The following is an 18,995-nucleotide window of genomic DNA, read 5'->3' as shown; positions in this document are numbered from 1 at the left end:
TTTATGGAATGTATTGAAAAAATAGAACCAATTTTAATATTTTCAAGTATTATTTTAGGGTTATTATTTTCAAATATTGCTTTTATAAGTGATAATAGTTCTATTTTAATCAATTTCTTTTTATTTTTAATGCTTTTAGGAGTTTTTCTAGAAATACCATTAAATGACTTAAAAAATGGTTTTAAAAACTTTAAATTTACAAAAACAAGTATTTTAATTAATTTTATTTTTACTCCAATTTTTGGGTACTTTTTAGGATCAATATTTTTATATAATCATTTAGATATTTGGATAGGCTTTGTAATGCTTATTTTAACACCATGTACTGATTGGTATCTTTTATTTACAAAAATAGCTAAAGGAAATTTATCTTTAAGCTTATCAATATTACCAATAAACTTAATTTTACAAGTTATTTTGCTTCCTATATATTTAATTTTATTCTTCTCAAGTTCTAATACAATTAATTTAAGTGATTTAGGATTTAGTCTATTTATACTTATTATTTTACCATTTTTATTATCTATTATAATTAAATTTTTATTTAAAAATAAAATAAGTATTAAAAATAAAATTGACTCATTTTTTTCTAAATCTCAAGTAATTTTCTTATCACTAGCTATTTTTATAATCTTTTCAAGTGAAGCAAATGTGTTATTTGAAAATGTTTCATCTATTTTTCTAATATTTATTCCGCTTATTATATTTTTTATAGTAATATTTATTTTAGATTATATTGTATCTAAGAAAGTAAGTTTTAGCTATGATGAATATGCTAGCTTAACTTTAACTACACTTGCACGTAATTCTCCATTAGCTCTAGCTATAGCTATAAATTCATTTCCTCATAGAGAACTTATAATTATTGCACTTGTAATAGGGCCTTTAATTGAACTTCCGGTATTATATATAATTTCTAAAGGATTATTGAAAATTAAAAGGCCTTATTAATTGTTTTAAATTAATATTAATTTAACTTAAAACAATATTCATATTATAGTTATCCAATTATTCGTTTATATTGAAATAATCTTTTTTCTAGATTATTTATTTAAAATAAAAATGTTTAATAAGAATAAAATTCAAAATTTTTAATTGTAGTTTTAAAGGAGGTATTTTATATGAAAAGGGATGTTTTTAAAATAGCATTGTTGTTTTTTATAATGTTGGTTTTTTCTGTTAGTTTAGTTTCTGCAGAAGGTAATTTCACATCATTACAAAATCAAATAACAAATGCTAATGAAGGTATAATTATAAATCAAAATTATACATATTCAGAATCGAATGATAATACATTAAAAGAGGGAGTTATTATAAATAAAGATAATTTTGTAATAGATGGAAATAATTACACTATTAATGGTGATAATAAAGCAAGAATTTTTAGTATCACTGGAGATAATGTTACAATTAAAAATCTTAATTTTATAAATGGGATTATTCTTAAATTAGGATATGTTAATGGTATGGGTGGCGCAATTTATAATTCTGGAAATAATACTACATTAATAGATAATGTTTTCAGTGGTAATCTTGCTCAAAGTCAATATTATATTGGTGCTGGTGGTGCAATATATAATGTAGGTAATCTCAATATAAATGGAGGGAAATTCACTGATAATACTGCAACATCTGGTGGGGCATTATATAATGAAAAAGGAAATATTATAATTAATAATGTCGAATTTATAAGCAATAATTGTGATGAAGGAGGAGCAATATATAATAAGGGTAATTTGACTATAATTGATGGATTATTTAAAGATCATAATTCTAATTGGGGAGCTATAATACGTAATACAGGTAACATTACTATCAAAGGTGGAAAATTCACAAATAATTATGCAACACAAACTGGTGGTGTAATTTCTGGTTCTGGTATTGTTAATATTTATGGTGGAGATTTCATAAACAACAGAGCAAATACTGGTGGTGTAATTTCTTTTTCAGGTATTCTTAATATTTATGATGGAAACTTTATAAATAATACTTTAACTTATTCTGGCGGAGTTATTTCAAATAGCGGTACAACTAATATTTACAATGGTATATTTGAAAATAATTCTGCAACTGATGGTGGAGTAATATATAATTCAGGTATTGTTAATTTATATGATGGAACTTTCACTAAAAACAATGGGGAAACTGGTGGCGTGATAAATATTAATAAAAATACTGTTAATATGTTTGGTGGCGAATTCATACTAAATTCAGCGGATTTAGGAGGAGTCATTTTTAATAGAGGAGGAATTGCTAATATTGATAATATGGCTGCTACTAATAATACTGCAAGTCAAGGAACTGTGATTTATAACAATTATAATTTTAATAGTGCAAATAATATTATTATTAATAATAGTATTCTCAGTTCATCTGGAGATGGTTATTTAATATATAATAATCAAGGAGGAGTTTTATTTTTAAAAAATAATACAATGACTAGTAGCTATGAGAAAATTTATAATTATTATGGTACTATTGTTAGTGAAGTTATTTTAACAATACTTGATAATGATACAATAACCTATTCTGATGATAATCCTTATATATATGCTACTTTAACTGATGATAATAATAATACAATCTCAACTTCACATATTATAGTAAATAATGAGGATTTGGGCGAAATTTATCTATACAGTAATGATAATGGATTATATCGTAATCCACCAGATTTTATAGTAATTGGAACACATATATTTACCGGAGATTATTCTGGTGGAACTAATGTCACTGTTAAAAATGGAACTTTAGTCATGAATAAACAAACTCTTGATTTTAATATTGATGTTTATAATGTAACTTATGGAGATATGGATTGGTTTTATTTAAATATTGATCCTTATACATATCCAGAAGATATTAGAGTTATAATTAAAAATTCAAACAATGAAATAATATCTGATGACTCTTATTATGGTTGGGATTATATTACATTATATGATATTGCTGCAGATAATTATACTATTAATATAACCTATGTTGGAGATTCTATAACTGAAAAATCAACTAAAATATATAATTTCACTGTTTATCGAGCAGAAAGTTATTTTGATATTGAAATAGCTGATGTAAATTATGGTGAAAATACTACACTTTATGTTAACTTAACAAATAGCTATTATGATGGTTTAAACGCAATAATAAATGCTATTGTTAATAATAAAACTTATAATATTGCTATAACTAATGGTAAAGGTAGCGTTGTATTAGATAAATTGCCTGGAGGGATTCATACTGTTGATGTAATTTTTAATGGAAATCAGAATTACACAAATTTAAAGGATAATAAAACTTTCAATGTTAATAGTATAGATATTGGATTAAATATAGATGTTTTAGACTTTTCAACTATTGAAGATGGTATTATTAACATCACAATGTTTGAATCTGATGCAACAGGTATCGTGACTGTCCAAATTCTTAGTACTGGGGAAAAATTTAATATCACATTAGTTAATGGTATGGCTAGTTCTATCTTACCTTACTTAAGCTTCGGTAGATATGTTGTATCTGCTCAATATTTAGGAGATAACAATTATAATAGTGCTATTAATACTACTGTATTTACAGTTGCTGTTTCAGAAATTACAATGAATCTTTCTACTCAAGATGTTTTTAAAAATGAAAATGCAACAATTAATGTTAGCTTTTCTAAAGATGATGTTACAGGTAATGTCAGTATAATTGTTAATGGTATTGTTTATAATGTTGCAATAAATAATGGTATAGCTAGTTTAATTTTACCAAAATTAAATATCGGAACTTATTATGTTAATGCTATCTTTTATGGGGATAATAAATATAGTTTCACAATGTCAAATGCTCACTTTGATGTAAATGAGGTTAAAAAAGATATAATTCTTTCTGTTAATAATTTAACTAAATATTATAAAGGTATGGATAAATTAATTGCATATTTAACTGATGATGAAGGTAATCCTTTAGTGGGTATGAATGTTACTTTTATTATTAATGGTAAAAATTATACTAGGGATACCAATGCTTCTGGTTATGCTTCTATGAATATTAATCTTGATCCAGGTAATTATGATGTTTTAACAATCTTTGATGGTTTTAATAATTATTCTAATGCTTCTTCTAATAGTAATATTAAGGTTATATCTACTGTTGAAGGTAATAATGTTGATAAAATGTTTAAAAATGACACTCAATATTTTGCTGATTTAATTGATCTTAATGGTAATGCTTTAGCAAATACTAATGTTTCTTTAAACATTAATGGAGTTATTTATGTTCGTGAGACTAATGAAAATGGTACAGTTAAATTATCTATTAATTTAGATCCAGGTATTTATGCAGTTACTGTTACTAATCCAGTTAATAATCAGACTTTCAGTAATGAAATCACTGTTTATTCCACTATTAATGGTAGTGATATTACTAAGATGTTCCAAAATGGTACTCAATATTATGCTAATTTATATAATGATGATGGTAGTGTTTTAGCTAATCGTACTGTTAGAATGAATATTAATGGTGTAATGTATTATCGTGATACTAATGAAAATGGTACTGTTAGATTAAATATTAATTTAGATCCTGATGAGTATATTATTACTGTTTATCATCCTGATAATAATCAGACATGGAGTAATCTTATAAATGTTTTACCTATTTTAAAAGGTGAAAACCTTAATAAAACATTTGATACTAATGCTTCATATGATATTAAAGTCTTTGATGATGTAGGTCAACCAGCTATTGGTGCAAATATTAGTATTAATATTAATGGGGTTATGTATTATAGGATTTCAAATGATGATGGAATAGCTAAATTAAACATTAATTTAGATCCAGGTGCTTATATTGCAACAGCTACTTGGAAAGGATTTTCAACTTCAAATATAGTAAATGTAATTTAAGGAATACTTTCCTTATTTTTTTTCTTTTTTTAAATATAACTTATTAATATAATAATTAGATAAAGTAAAACTAATTATTGATCCAATTGAGTTTCCAATAATAATTCCATACCAAATACCTTTTTCATCAAAATTAAATAAAAATACTAGAATTAAAATAGCTAGTCCTTGACAGACTACTGTATTAAAAAAGCTTACAATTAATGATGAAAAACCATGTCCAAGTCCTTTTAAAGTATATGATGCAGAAATTCCAAAGGGCAAAAATACATAATAAATACATGTAACTTTTAGAAAATAACTTATATCATCACTAATTTGTGCTGCTTGGGAGCTATAAACAAATAAATCTCCTATATATGGAGATAATATAAAAATTAAAATAGATAAAGCAATTGCTATAATTATAGATATTTTCAGTACATAATTTTTAACTAATAAAATGTTTTTAAAATTTCTTTTACTATAATTAACAGCTATTAATGAGACCATACTCATTCCTATAGCAAATATTGGACTCATAATAAATGCTAATATTTGCCAACCAACATTAAATATAGCTACTCCATCTTGACTCATAATTAAAATTAATATATAATTTAAAAAACCATATAAAATTGGGATAAATAAATTTTCTAAAGATGTAGGTAGTGAGATTTTTAAAATATCATTTAAAATATCTTTTTTTAGTTTAAAATATCTTAAATTAAAGTCTATATAGCTATTTTTTAAAAGTAAATAAATATAATAAACTGAAACAAAAATTAATGAAATAAGTGTTGCAATAGCTGATCCATTTATTCCTAAGTTAAAAATGTAAATAAATAGTGGATCTAAAATTATATTTAAGATAAGTCCAATTGCTAATCCTATAATAGCTTTTTTGGAATTTGCTTCTCCTCTAAAAATTCCTAAAGTAGTATTTACAAAAACAATTAAAATTGTTCCAGAAAATAATATATTTCCATAACTTAAAGAACTTTCTAAAACAGATTCTCCTCCTGTAATCAAAATCAAATCTTTTAAAAAGTAATTTAGAAATACTGTTAAAAAAATAGATAATATAATAATTATAATCAATATATGAATTGAAGAGTTATTTACATTGTTTTTATCTTTTAAACCAATATATTTTGAAATAATAGTACTTGCACCATAACTAAAACCATTTGCAATAGCTATTACTCCTAAATAAATAGGGTTTACAAATCCAATTGATGTAAGTGCAGTTTCAGAGATTCCACTAGCCCAAATAAGATCTACAACACTATACAATGAACTAATGAACATAGCTATTATTGCAATTTTGGATATTTCTAAAATAGCTTTTTTAGGTTCTCCAAGCAATAATTTAACACCTGGGCTTGTATTCATATAAAATAATATTATTTAATATAATTTATAATTTTCTAAATATTAGCTTTTTCTTTTAATTAAATCATTAATTGTCATTTTTGACCAAATAAGAGATATAAAACCACCTAAAGCACTACCCATTGCAATTCCATACCAAACACCAGTTTTTCCAAAGCCTAAAACTATAGCTAAAAGATATGCAAATATAACTTGGAAAATTAATGCTCTTAAAAAGGCTATAATAAGTGAGTTTAATCCTTTTCCAATTCCTCTAAAAATGGATATTGAAGGAAAACCAAATGGAATAACTAAATAATATAAACATGTAATTCTTAAAAACTCTGTAATAGAATTACTTAAATCAGCAGAACTTTGAGAATATGAAAATAAATAACTTATCTCAGGAGCAAATATAAAAACAAATACAGCTGATATAGCTGAGATTATAAAAGAAAATTTTATTGCATAATTTTGAATTATTTCTAAATTTTCATATTTATTAGCTCCATAATTCGCCCCAGCTATTGCAACAACAGTATTGCCTATAGCTATAGTTGGAACCATTACAAGAGAAACAACTTTCCATCCTCCATTATATGTAGCTACTCCATTTACACCAGAAACAGTCATTAAAATTATATTTAATGATGCAGATAAAATTGCCATGAAGATAAACTCAGAACCACTCGGTAAACTAATATTTAAGATTTCTTTAATTATTCTATTTTTATATGTAAAATCTTTAAGATTAAAACTAAGATAAGTATCTGATTTAAACCAATAAAACAATAAAAGAGAAATAGCTGCAAATGATAAAATAGAAGCTATTGCTGCTCCTTCAACTCCTAAATCTAAAACATAAATAAAAATAGGATCAAGAATAATATTTAAAATAGCTCCAAAAAGCATAGCATAAGTTGTTTTTTTAACATTTCCTTCAGCTCTAAATAGGCCGTATGCTGCAGATGAGAAAATAATAAAGAAAGTTCCAGAAAATAAAATTGTTCCATAACTCATTGAAAGATCTAATGCTTCACCAACATCCATTAAAAGTAAAACAGGTTTTAAAAAAATAAGTAATAGTACTGTAAAAATTAAAGAAAAAACAGCTATTAATAAAATTACATGTAAAGATGCATTATCTGCTTCTTTTTTATTTTCTGAACCGATATATCTAGAAACAACAGAAGTTGCACCAGCACCAAGGCCATTTGAAAAACCAAATACTATCATATATAATGGATTTACAAAACCAACTGCTGCAAGTGCACAATCTCCTAATCCTGCAACCCAAATAGAATCAATCAAAGTATAAAGTGAGTTTATAATCATAGCTATTATCATTGGAATAGCTAATTTAAAAACCGCTTTTTTAGGATCTCCAAGTAGAGTTTCAACACCTTCTGTTTTTTTATTTTCTGCAACCATTATAATAATATTTATTTTCTATTTGTATTAAATTTTTTTTATAAATATCTGGCGATTATCTTTAAGTTTTTCATTTTATTGAGTCTGTAAAATTTTATAGGCTTTTTTTAAATAATTTTTTTTATTGCTATTTTATAATAGTTGTTCCTATTATTATTGATTGTTCGTTTATTTAAAAATTAATTATTTTGAGAAATATTCAAAATTAAACATAATATTTTAAATGTAATTAAATTAAAATTTAATAATATGCATGTCTTTTAGAGGTGTATAAAAATATTTTGGAGGAATATGATTTATATGAAGATTAAAAACATTGTCGTATTGTTAATGTTATTGTTTTTGTCAATTTCTGCGGTATCAGCTAATGAATTAGCAGATGAAAACAATGATTTAATAATAGATGATAATAATTATGATGTTATGGCTGATGAAATAGATAGCTATACAAAATTAAACGAGTCAATAGCTACAAATGATGTTGTTGATTTAAATGGTAACACTGTTTTATACGGTGAAAACGATACTAATTTTATAAATGGTATTAATATTAATAAAACTGTTACAATTCAAAATGGTATAATTGATGGAAATAATACTGCTGCATTTTTTAATGTTGAAAATGGAAACTTAATTTTAATTAATATAACATTACAAAATGGTTTCAGTGGAATTAATAATGCTTTAATATCTGCAGTTGATTCTAATATCACATTTGACGCAACAGATTTTACTGATAATTATTATGAAGATATGGCATTATTATATACATCTAATTCTACTGTGGAAATGAATGATGTTAAATTTATTGATAATTTGGCTAATGAATCTGCAACAATAATATATGATATGGATTCTACTTATATTATTGATAATACTAATTTTATTGGTAATGTTGCTCATACAGTTATTGTATCTCATGGATCATTATTTACTATTAAATCAAGCAGTTTTTATAATAATGATGCAATCTATAATATAATTTCAAATTCTGATGGAAATTATACTATTTCTGATGTTGTATTTATTGAAAATTTTGTTGAAGGTAATATTATAATTAATTACATGGGAAATATGGATATAACTAATTGTACTTTAGAAAACAATTTTGGTAATTCTACTCATCTTGAATTTGGTTCTATTATAGTTAATACCTGGGGAAATCTTAATATATTAGATAGTGATTTTATAAATAATTCTGCAGAATTTTCTACTATTATTTCTAACAATGAAGGTAATTTATCAGTATTAGATTCTAATTTTGATAATAATGTAGCAAATGTTGTTGTTTATAATAACTTAGGAAATTTAACTATTATTGATTCAGAATTTGATAATAATAAAAACAGATCTAAACTTGCTTATACTATTGCTTCTTATAGTCCTGGAAACAATTCATTAAATTTAACAAACTTATTAATTAATTCAGATATTGGACCTGCTTTATACATTGCAGGAAATATCTATTTAGAAAATAATATGATTAATGTAAATGATTGTCCAGCAATTATTATTATACGTGTAGGTGAGAATAATTTTGTTTCATCTCAAACATATTTAACAATTTTGGATAATAGTACTATTTATGCTAAAATTGGAGATATCATTAATTTAACTGCTTACTTAACTGATGATAATGGTAACATTATTGTTTTCTCAGATAATGAAATGAATTTTAATAATTTTACCTTTACTATTGATGGAAATAATTTTTCAACTAATAAAACTAGCATTGAAGGTGTTTATTATTATGAATACAATGTTACTGATTTAGGTATTTTTGTTGTTTCTGGTGATAATGAATATTGTAATAATTTAACTGTTTATAATGGTGTTTTGGATGTTGGTAATCCTAATTTTAGTGTGATTATTGATTCTCCTGTTTGTTCTGATGAGAATAGTACTGTTGTTATTGAATTAGATGTTAATGCTACTGGTAATGTGACTGTTGTTGTTAATGGTACTACTTATTTGGTTAATATGTCTGGTGGAATTGGTGTTGTTAATTTGCCTAATTTGGCTCCTGGTTCTTATAATGTGACTGTTTCTTATGTTGGTGATGGTGATTTCTATCCTGTTACTTATAATGATACTTTGGTTGTTAATGATGTTTTAAGGTCTGTTCTTTCTGTTGATGATTTGGTTATGTATTATCGTAATGGTTCTCAGTTGATTGCTTATTTAACTAATTTGAAAGGTGAGCCTTTAGTTGGTATGAATGTTACTTTCTTTATTAATGGTAGAAATTATACTAAAACTACTAATGCTACTGGTCATGCTTCTATGAATATTAATTTGGATCCTGGTTCTTATTATGTTTTCACTGTTTTTGATGGTTCTGCTAATTATTCTAATGCTTCTTGTGATAGCTATATTGAAGTTGAATCCACTATTGAAGGTGAAAATGTTACTAAAATGTATAAAAATGATACTCAGTATTATGCTACTCTTTATTATGGTAATGGTAGTGTTTTAGCTAATACTAATGTTACTATGAATATTAATGGTGTTTTATATACTCGTGAGACTAATGAGAATGGTACTGTTAGGTTAAACATTAATTTGGATCCTGATGAGTATGTTATTACTGTTTATAATCCTGTTAATAATCAGTCTTTCAGTAATTTAGTTACTGTTTTGTCTTCTATTGAAGGTGAAAATGTTACTAAAATGTATAAAAATGATACTCAGTATTATGCTACTCTTTATAATGCTGATGGTAGTGTTTTAGCTAATACTAATGTTAGTATGAATATTAATGGTGTTATGTATATTCGTGAGACTAATGAGAATGGTACTGTTAAGTTAAACATTAATTTGGATCCTGATGAGTATGTTATTACTGTTTATAATCCTGTTAACAATCAATCATTCAGTAATATTATAAAAGTTTTACCTATTCTTGTTGGTGAAAACCTTAATAAAACTTTTGGTACTCCTGATCAATACGAAGTTGCTGCTTTTGATGAAGTAGGTAACCCTGCTATTGGCGCTAATGTCACTATTAATATTAATGGTGTAATGTATTATCGTATTAGTGGTGATGATGGTGTAGCTAAATTAAACATTAATTTAAATGTTGGTAGTTACATTGCAACTGCTACATGGAAAGGTTACTCAACTTCAAACATAGTTAATGTTGTGGAATAATATTATTCCACATTCTTTTCTTTTTTTTAAATAATTTAAATATTTAATTTTATAAACATTGTTTTTATTATTTCTAATAGTTCGTTTATTATAAAATTAATTATTTTATTAAATATTCAGATTTAAGTATAAAATTTTAAATGTTAATAAGTGTAAAATTTAATAATATGCATGTCTTTTAGGGGTGTATAAAATATTTTTGGAGGAATATGATTTATATGAAGATTAAAAACATTGTCATATTGTTAATGTTATTGTTTTTGTCAATTTCTGCAGTATCAGCTAATGATTTAGCAGATGAAAACAATGATTTAATAATTGATGATAATAATAATTATGATATTATGGCTGATGAAATAGACAGCTATACAAAATTAAACGAATCAATAGCTACTAAAGATGTTGTTGATTTAAATGGAAATACTGTTTTATACGGTGAAAATGATACTAATTTTATAAATGGAATTAATATTAATAAAACTGTCACTATTCAAAATGGTATAATTGATGGAAATAATACTGCTGCATTTTTCAATATTGAAAATGGAAACTTAATTTTAATTAATATAACATTACAAAATGGTTTCAATGTTGATTTACTTGCTCCTATTGCTGCAATAGATTCTAATTTAACAATAGAAAATTGTGAATTTATAAATAATACTGGAGACAGTTCTGTAAGTGGTGTTTTCCCTTCTTCTGTATTGTATGTTACTGAATCATATGTTGATATTAAAAATAGTAATTTTACAGACAATATGGGATTAAATTGGTTTGGAGCTATAGTTGCTAAAGAAAGCGAATTTAATATTGATTCTTCTAATTTTATTAATAATATAGGAAAAAATTCTGGAGTTATTAATACTTTTTTAAGTAATTTTACCATAACAAAATCTACTTTTAAAGGAAATAAAGTTACATCAAATGATGAAGCTCAAGGTGGAGCAATTTATTTTGCTGGATCAACTTTTTCTATTGAAGAAACTGACTTTGAAGATAATTCTGCTAGAGGTGGAGCAGCTATTTGTATTTTAGACTCAAATGGAACTATATCTAAAAGTAATTTTATAAATAATAGTGGAGAAGTTGCTTCAGTTATTAATGCAGGTTTGGCTAATGTAGATATTATAGAATCTAATTTTATAAATAATACTGCTGTAGAAAATATTATTCATTTTGGATTTTCAAATATAACAATTTCTAAAAGTGTTTTTACTAATAATAATGTTAGTGGAAGATTATTTGGTGAAGCTTCTGAAATTATAACTATTCGTGATTCATATGTAGATATGGATGAAGTAGAATTTTCTAATAATTTCGCTTCAGATAGTGTTTATAATAATGGTGATCTTTTAATTTTTAATAGTTCTTTTAAAAATGAGGATGTTGAAGTAATAATCAATTCACAAGGCAATTTAACTGTTGTTGATTCTGAATTTGTTAATAATAATGTAAGTTATGTAATTGCATCTGATGCGCCTAATGGTAATTTTACTATTGTCAGTTCAGATTTTAATGATAATATTGCATTTATGATAATTGGTACATCTAATAACGCATTTATTATTGATTCAAAGTTTGATAACAATAATGTGTCAGGTATTGTCGAATCTTATGGTAATTTAACCATTGATAATTCAGAATTTATTAACAATTTATATAATAATTTACAAGCTATAATTATGCAAGATTGTGCTAATGGTTATTTATTATTAAAAAATTCACTTTTTGAATCTGAAGATATACCTGTTTTAACTACAATAGGCAATATATATTTAGAAAATAATATAATGAATACTAATGTCCCACCTATTGTTATTGTTGATGTAGATTATTCTATTAATAATATTACTTCTCCTACTTTTTTAACAATATTGGATAATAAAACAATAGATGCTAAAATTGGCGATGTAATTAATTTAACTGCTTATTTAACTGATGATAATGGTAATATAATTGTTTTTGCAACAGCCGAATATGATTCAGATAAAGGTGAATTTTATTTCAAGTATGCTAATTTCACTTTTACTATTGATGGAAATAATTTTTCAACTAATAAAACTAGCATTGAAGGTGTTTATTATTATGAATACAATGTTACTGATTTAGGTGTTTTTGTTGTTTCTGGTGATAGTGAGTATTGTAATAATTTAACTATTGATTATGGTGTTTTGGATGTTGGTAATCCTGATTTAGGTGTTAATATTGAGTCTCCTATTTCTTCTGATGAGAATAGTACTGTGACTGTTACTATGGATGCTAATGCTACTGGTAATGTGACTGTTGTTGTTAATGGTACTAATTATTTGGTTAATATGACTAATGGTACTGGTGTTATTAATTTACCTAATTTAGCTCCAGGTACTTATAATGTGACTGTTTCTTATGTGGGTGGTGGTGATTTCTATCCTGTTACTTATAATGGTACTTTAGTTGTTAAAGATGATTTGAAGTCTGTTCTTGTTGTTGCTGATTTGGTTAAGTATTATCGTAATGGTTCCCAGTTAATTGCTTATTTAACTAATTTGAAAGGTGAACCTTTATCTGGTATGAATGTTACTTTCTTTATTAATGGTAGAAATTATACTAAAGTTACTAATGCTACTGGTCATGCTGTTTTATCTATTAATCTTGAAGCTGGTAATTATAGTGTTTTAACTATTTTTAATGCTACTGGTAATTATTCTGATGCTTCATATGAAAGTCATGTTGAAGTTAAATCTACTATTAGTGGTGAAGATGTCACTAAGTTCTATCGTAATGGTACTCAGTATTATGCTACTTTAGTTGATGGTACTGGTAAAGCTTTAGCTAATACTAATGTTACTATGAATATTAATGGTGTTATGTATACTCGTACAACTAATGAAAATGGTACAGTTATGTTAAACATTAATTTAGACCCTAATGAGTATGTTATTACTGTTGATAATCCTGTTACTAATCAGTCTTTCAGTAATTTAATCACTGTTAAGTCTACTATTGAAGGTGAAAATGTTACTAAAATGTATAAAAACGATACTCAATATTATGCTACTCTTTATAATGCTGATGGTAGTGTTTTAGCTAATACTAATGTTAGTATGAATATTAATGGTGTTATGTATATTCGTGAGACTAATGAAAATGGTACTGTTAAGTTAAACATTAATTTAGACCCTGATGAGTATGTTATTACTGTTTATAATCCTGTTAATAATCAGTCTTTCAGTAATTTAGTTACTGTTTTACCTATTCTTGTTGGTGAAAACCTTAATAAAACTTTCGGTATTCTTGATCAATACGAAGTTGCTGCTTTTGATGAAGTAGGTAATCCAGCTATTGGTGCTAATGTCACTATTAATATCAATGGTGTAATGTATTATCGTATTAGTGGGGATGATGGTGTAGCTAAATTAAACATTAATTTAAATGTTGGTAGCTACATTGCAACTGCTACATGGAAAGGTTACTCAACCTCAAACATAATTAATGTTGTGGAATAATATTATTCCACATTTTTTTTCTTTTTTTAAATAATAAATAATGTTTTTTTTTTAATTCCTAACAATTTTATTATAAAATTAATCATTTTTATTAAATATTCAGATTTAAATATAAAATTTTAAATGTTATTATGTTTAAATTTTAATTTATATGCATACTTTTAGAGATGTGTAATAATATTTTGGAGGAATATGATTTATATGAAGATTAAAAATATTGTTGTATTATTAATATTATTATTTTTGTCAATATCTGCGGTATCAGCTAATGATATGATTGGTGAAAATAATGTAGAAATAACTAATAATGATGAAATTAATAATGAATTTAAAAATTTCACATGGTTAGATGAATCTATTGGAAAAACTCCTAATAAGGGAGTCCTTGATTTAAATGGTTCAACAATAATTAATGTTGAAGATACATTTAATAATGGTATTCACGTACTTTATAATGATATTACAATTAAAAATGGAATAATTGATGCTAATAATAAATCAAGTATTTTTTGGGTAGGTGAGGTTAATTTAGTATTGGATAATATTACTTTAAAAAATGGACAATCTGAAAATAATGGAGGAGCAATTTTTAATAGTGGAGGAACTATTACTATAATTAATTCTACTTTTGTAAATAATTATGCAATATTTGGTGCAGCTATTATGAATTCTCAAGGTGAAATTAACATTATTAATGGATTTTTTTATAATAATTTCGCTGAAAAAAACGGTGGTGCTATTAGTAATGCTTTTGGTAATCTTTCTATTTTAAATGGAGAATTTAGTGATAATTATGCTGGTTGGCATGGTGCTCTTTTTAATAATGAGTTAGGTTTTATTACAGTTGAAGGAGGGATATTTAAAAACAATAAAGGAAATGGTTCTGGTGCTGTAATATTTAATGATGGTTCTAGTTTAATTATGAATAATGCAATGTTTATAAATAACACAGCATATGAGTTTTTCTCAATTATTTATAATTATGCACATTCTAATCTTACAATAAATAATGGAATTTTTGTTAATAATACTGCAGAAATGGGGGCACTTTTTGTCAATACTGAAAGTAATTTAATAATCAATAATGCTTCTTTTAAAGATAATATTGCTTCTATTATTAGAAATGAACGGGATAATTATATAGGTTCTGGTGATACCGCTGCAAAAATAAATGGAGGAATATTCGATAATAACTCACCTAATTATGGAGATATTATTTATAATTCAATAAATTCTGAAATGGTCATTTCTAATGCAAAATTTATTAATAATATTGTTTTGGAAGATTATGGGGATTATTCTTATATTATTGATAATAAAGGAAATATGTCTATTTTAGGGATTTATGTTAACTCTTCATTAAAAAATCATATTATTTATAATGATGAAGAAGGAAATTTATTTTTAGAAAATAATACTTTAATTAATGATATTTTCAATGAAAAAATATTAAATCATGGTTTTATTACAAGTGGAATTACTTTAACTATTATTGGAAATGACACTATTTATTTAAATTCTGGAGATACTATTAATTTGACTGCTAATTTAACAGATGATATGAATAATATTATTGTGGGAAATAATGTAATTTTAAACAACGACATTCTTGGAGATATTTATTTAAATGTATATGAAAATGGATTATATTATAATTTATATCGTATTGTAGATGAAGGGCTATTTCCACTTACAGGAGTATATGAAGGAGGAAATATTTCATATATTTTTGGTGGAATTTTAGATGTTAATGGTTCTAACCTATTTGTAGATGATTTAGTTAAATATTATGGAAATGACTCTCAATTAGTAGCATATTTATTTGATGATGAAGACAATCCTTTAGAAGGTATGAATCTCACTTTCTTTATTAATGGTAGAAATTATACTAGAACTACGGATAGTTTTGGTTGTGCATCTATGAATATTAATCTCGATCCTGGTGATTATGAGGTTTTAACAGTATTTTATGGCTTGGGCAATTATCCATATGATTCATTTAAAAGTTCAATTAAAATTTTGCCAACAATTGATGGTGATGATTTATATAAGTTTTTCAAAGAGGATTATCAATATTATGCTGATTTAATTGATTTTAATGGTAATGTTTTAGCTAATACTAATGTTACTATGAATATTAATGGTGTTATGTATATTCGTGAAACTAATGAAAATGGTACTGTTAAATTAAATATTAATTTAGATCCAGGAACATATATTATCACTGTTTATAACCCTATTAATAATGATGCATTTAGTAATAAGATAGTTGTTTGGAATACAATTTATGGTGAAAACATTACTAAGTTATTTAGAAATGACACTCAATATGAAGCTCAATTAATTACTAGTGATTTTTGGGAATTAGCTAATACTAATGTTACTATGAATATTAATGGTGTTATGTATATTCGTGAAACTAATGAACAAGGAATAGTTAAATTAAATATTAATTTAGATCCTGGCACATATATTATCACTATTTCCAATCCTTCTAATGGTGAGGTTTCAAGTAATGTTATTGTTGTTTTACCTATTCTTGATGCTGAAGATATTATCATGGATGCTACTATTCGTAAACAATTTGAAGTTAAAGCTATTGATGATGTAGGTGAACCTGCTATAGGAATTAATGTTACTATTAATATTAATGGAGTGTTATATAATCGCACTACTGATGATAATGGTATTGCTCGATTAAATATTAATTTAAGTCCAGGTACGTATATTGCAACATCATTTTGGAAAGATTGCTATATTTCTAATACAGTTACTGTTGTAAATAATATATATGATATTAATAATAATACTTCTTCACAACAAAAAATTTCACAATCTGATGCAAAAGCAATAGCTATGCAATTTATATCTAATCATATATTAGAACCAGGATGTTATGCTGGAACTCCATTATTGGATGGTAATTATTTTGTATCTATTTATGATGAAGAAGGAATGGTAGTAGATAGTATTATTATAGATAGTTTTACTGGACATACAAGTAGAGGATAATTTTATTCTCTACTATTTTTTTTAAAATAATTTTTAACTTTTCCTATAAACTACTAATTTTTACCTTAATTTTAAATACTTTTTTTTATATAAATATTTATTAATATCTCTTTAATTTTTGGTGTTTAAATGAGTGATAATATTTCTAAGATAATTAATGAACTACATATTTATGAAAAACAGTTATTAAATGCAATTAATAATAATGAAAATGAATCTCCTGAAGATATTTCAAAAAATAATTCTTTAGATATTAAATCTGTTATGAGTGCAGCAGGTTCTCTTGCATCTAAAGATATAATTGAAGTTAAAAAAGATATAACAGAAACAATATCTTTAACAAGTGATGGAGAAAAATACTCAAAAATAGGTTTACCTGAAAGACGAGTATTAAATGTATTAATTGATAAAAAAGAAATTCCAATGGGAGAAATGGCTAAAGTTGCTGATTTGGATAAAAATGAAAATAAAATAGCTGTAGGTTGGTTAGTTCGTAAAAAATGGGCAAAAATAGATAAAGGAATCATTAAAATTACAGAAATTGGTGAAGATTATCAAGATAAACTTGGAAATGATGAAAAATTACTTGAAAAGTTAAGTATTGAAAAATCAATTAATAAAGATAATTTAGACCAAGAATTAATAGATGGGTTTAAAAAACTTAATGATCGTAAAAATATTATAGCTATTTCAAAAGAAACAGAACATTCATTTAACTTATTGGATTTAGGAAAAAGTATTTTAAATAAAGGTTTTAAAATTCAAAAACAAGCTACACAACTTACACACCAACAATTAAAAGAAGATGCTTGGAAAAACTTAGAATATAGACCATATGATATTAATGCAGAAGCTCCAAAAATATTTCCAGGTAAAGGTCATCCTTTAAGAGAAATTATTGAAGAGATAAGAGAAGTATTTTTATATTTAGGTTTTGAAGAAGCTAATGGAACAATATTAGATTCAGCATTTTGGAATTTTGATTCTCTTTTCCAACCTCAAGACCATGCAGCTCGTGAAATGCAAGATACATTTTATGTTAAAAATCCTTTAAAATGTGATTTGCCAAGTAAAGATTTAGTAAATAAAACTAAAGAAGTTCATGAAGATGGGGCAGATACTGGTTCTCTTGGTTGGGAATATGAATGGGACGAAGATGTTGCAGCTCAATCAGTTTTAAGAACTCATACAACAGGAATATCTACAAAGTTTTTAAATGAATTTAAACCACCTTTAAAGATGTTTTCAGTTGGAAGAGTATTTAGAAGAGAAACAATAACTTATAAACATTTACCAGAATTTCATCAAGTAGAAGGAATTGTAGCTGCTGATGATATAAGTTATCAGAATCTTTTAGGAACATTAAAAGAATTTTATAAAAAATTAGGTTTTGAAGTTAGATTTAGACCAGCTTATTTCCCATATACATATTTATCAACAGAATGTGAAGTTTATCTAGAAGAAAAAGAAAGTTGGATTGAACTTGGTGGATCTGGAATGTTTAGACCAGAAGTATTAGCTCCTTTAGGAATCGATACACCAGTTTTAGCATTTGGTCTTGGAATTGAAAGATTAGCTATGATAAGATATGATATAAGTGATATAAGAATGCTTTATAAAAGCGATATTAATTGGCTTAGAGAAATTCCAATAACAAAAGGAATAAAACTAGATTAGC

At 25.0% G+C, this 18,995-nt stretch carries 8 protein-coding genes; 6 read left to right on the top strand and 2 right to left on the bottom strand.

Going from position 1 to position 18,995, the window contains the following annotated elements:
• Positions 1-3 precede the first annotated feature (3 nt).
• Together ACA134_RS06595 and ACA134_RS06590 are read left to right on the top strand one after the other, a co-directional pair.
• Positions 4-951 carry an arsenic resistance protein gene (locus tag ACA134_RS06595; protein ID WP_409199630.1) on the top strand — a complete coding sequence of 316 codons (948 nt, stop codon included), beginning with the start codon at positions 4-6 and terminating at the stop codon, positions 949-951.
• Between the two features lie 170 nt (positions 952-1,121).
• Complete coding sequence (locus tag ACA134_RS06590) at positions 1,122-4,886, top strand: beta strand repeat-containing protein (RefSeq protein WP_409199629.1); 3,765 nt, start codon at positions 1,122-1,124, stop codon at positions 4,884-4,886.
• A 12-nt stretch (positions 4,887-4,898) separates the two neighbouring features.
• On the opposite strand, the gene ACA134_RS06585 is transcribed toward ACA134_RS06590, so the two are convergent.
• Together ACA134_RS06585 and ACA134_RS06580 are read right to left on the bottom strand one after the other, a co-directional pair.
• Complete coding sequence (locus ACA134_RS06585; RefSeq protein WP_409199628.1) at positions 4,899-6,260, bottom strand: MATE family efflux transporter; 1,362 nt, start codon at positions 6,258-6,260, stop codon at positions 4,899-4,901.
• A gap of 42 nt (positions 6,261-6,302) precedes the next feature.
• Positions 6,303-7,670, bottom strand: coding sequence for an MATE family efflux transporter (locus ACA134_RS06580; protein WP_409199627.1), 1,368 nt, complete (start codon positions 7,668-7,670; stop codon positions 6,303-6,305).
• Between the two features lie 300 nt (positions 7,671-7,970).
• On the opposite strand from ACA134_RS06580, the gene ACA134_RS06575 reads away from it, so the two are divergent.
• From ACA134_RS06575 to ACA134_RS06560, 4 genes are all read left to right on the top strand, one after another.
• A complete protein-coding gene (locus ACA134_RS06575) occupies positions 7,971-10,820 on the top strand; it encodes a hypothetical protein (RefSeq protein WP_409199626.1) in 2,850 nt (949 codons plus the stop codon).
• Positions 10,821-11,038: 218 nt separating this feature from the next.
• Positions 11,039-14,305: a hypothetical protein gene (locus ACA134_RS06570; protein ID WP_409199625.1), complete on the top strand. Its 3,267-nt coding sequence runs from the start codon at positions 11,039-11,041 to the stop codon at positions 14,303-14,305.
• Positions 14,306-14,506: 201 nt separating this feature from the next.
• The gene (locus tag ACA134_RS06565; RefSeq protein WP_409199624.1) at positions 14,507-17,317 is read left to right on the top strand and encodes a hypothetical protein; all 2,811 of its coding nucleotides are present in this window, start codon (positions 14,507-14,509) and stop codon (positions 17,315-17,317) included.
• Between the two features lie 129 nt (positions 17,318-17,446).
• Complete coding sequence (locus ACA134_RS06560) at positions 17,447-18,994, top strand: phenylalanine--tRNA ligase subunit alpha (RefSeq protein WP_409199623.1); 1,548 nt, start codon at positions 17,447-17,449, stop codon at positions 18,992-18,994.
• Position 18,995 lies beyond the last annotated feature (1 nt).

Origin of the sequence: Methanobrevibacter sp. DSM 116169, from assembly GCF_046197865.1 — an archaeon.
Taxonomy (GTDB): Archaea; Methanobacteriota; Methanobacteria; order Methanobacteriales; family Methanobacteriaceae; genus JAHKLT01.
Note: the sequence above shows the minus strand (reverse complement) of the source record. Positions and strands in the feature narration are given on the sequence as shown.

Excerpts from the sequence above, each read along its gene's own strand:
- ACA134_RS06560 (WP_409199623.1), top strand. The coding sequence starts at position 17,447 with ATGAGTGATAATATTTCTAAGATAATTAATGAACTACATATTTATGAA.
- ACA134_RS06570 (WP_409199625.1), top strand. The coding sequence starts at position 11,039 with ATGAAGATTAAAAACATTGTCATATTGTTAATGTTATTGTTTTTGTCA.
- ACA134_RS06575 (WP_409199626.1), top strand. The coding sequence starts at position 7,971 with ATGAAGATTAAAAACATTGTCGTATTGTTAATGTTATTGTTTTTGTCA.
- ACA134_RS06595 (WP_409199630.1), top strand. The coding sequence starts at position 4 with ATGGAATGTATTGAAAAAATAGAACCAATTTTAATATTTTCAAGTATT.
- ACA134_RS06565 (WP_409199624.1), top strand. The coding sequence starts at position 14,507 with ATGAAGATTAAAAATATTGTTGTATTATTAATATTATTATTTTTGTCA.
- ACA134_RS06580 (WP_409199627.1), bottom strand. The coding sequence starts at position 7,670 with ATGGTTGCAGAAAATAAAAAAACAGAAGGTGTTGAAACTCTACTTGGA.
- ACA134_RS06585 (WP_409199628.1), bottom strand. The coding sequence starts at position 6,260 with ATGAATACAAGCCCAGGTGTTAAATTATTGCTTGGAGAACCTAAAAAA.
- ACA134_RS06590 (WP_409199629.1), top strand. The coding sequence starts at position 1,122 with ATGAAAAGGGATGTTTTTAAAATAGCATTGTTGTTTTTTATAATGTTG.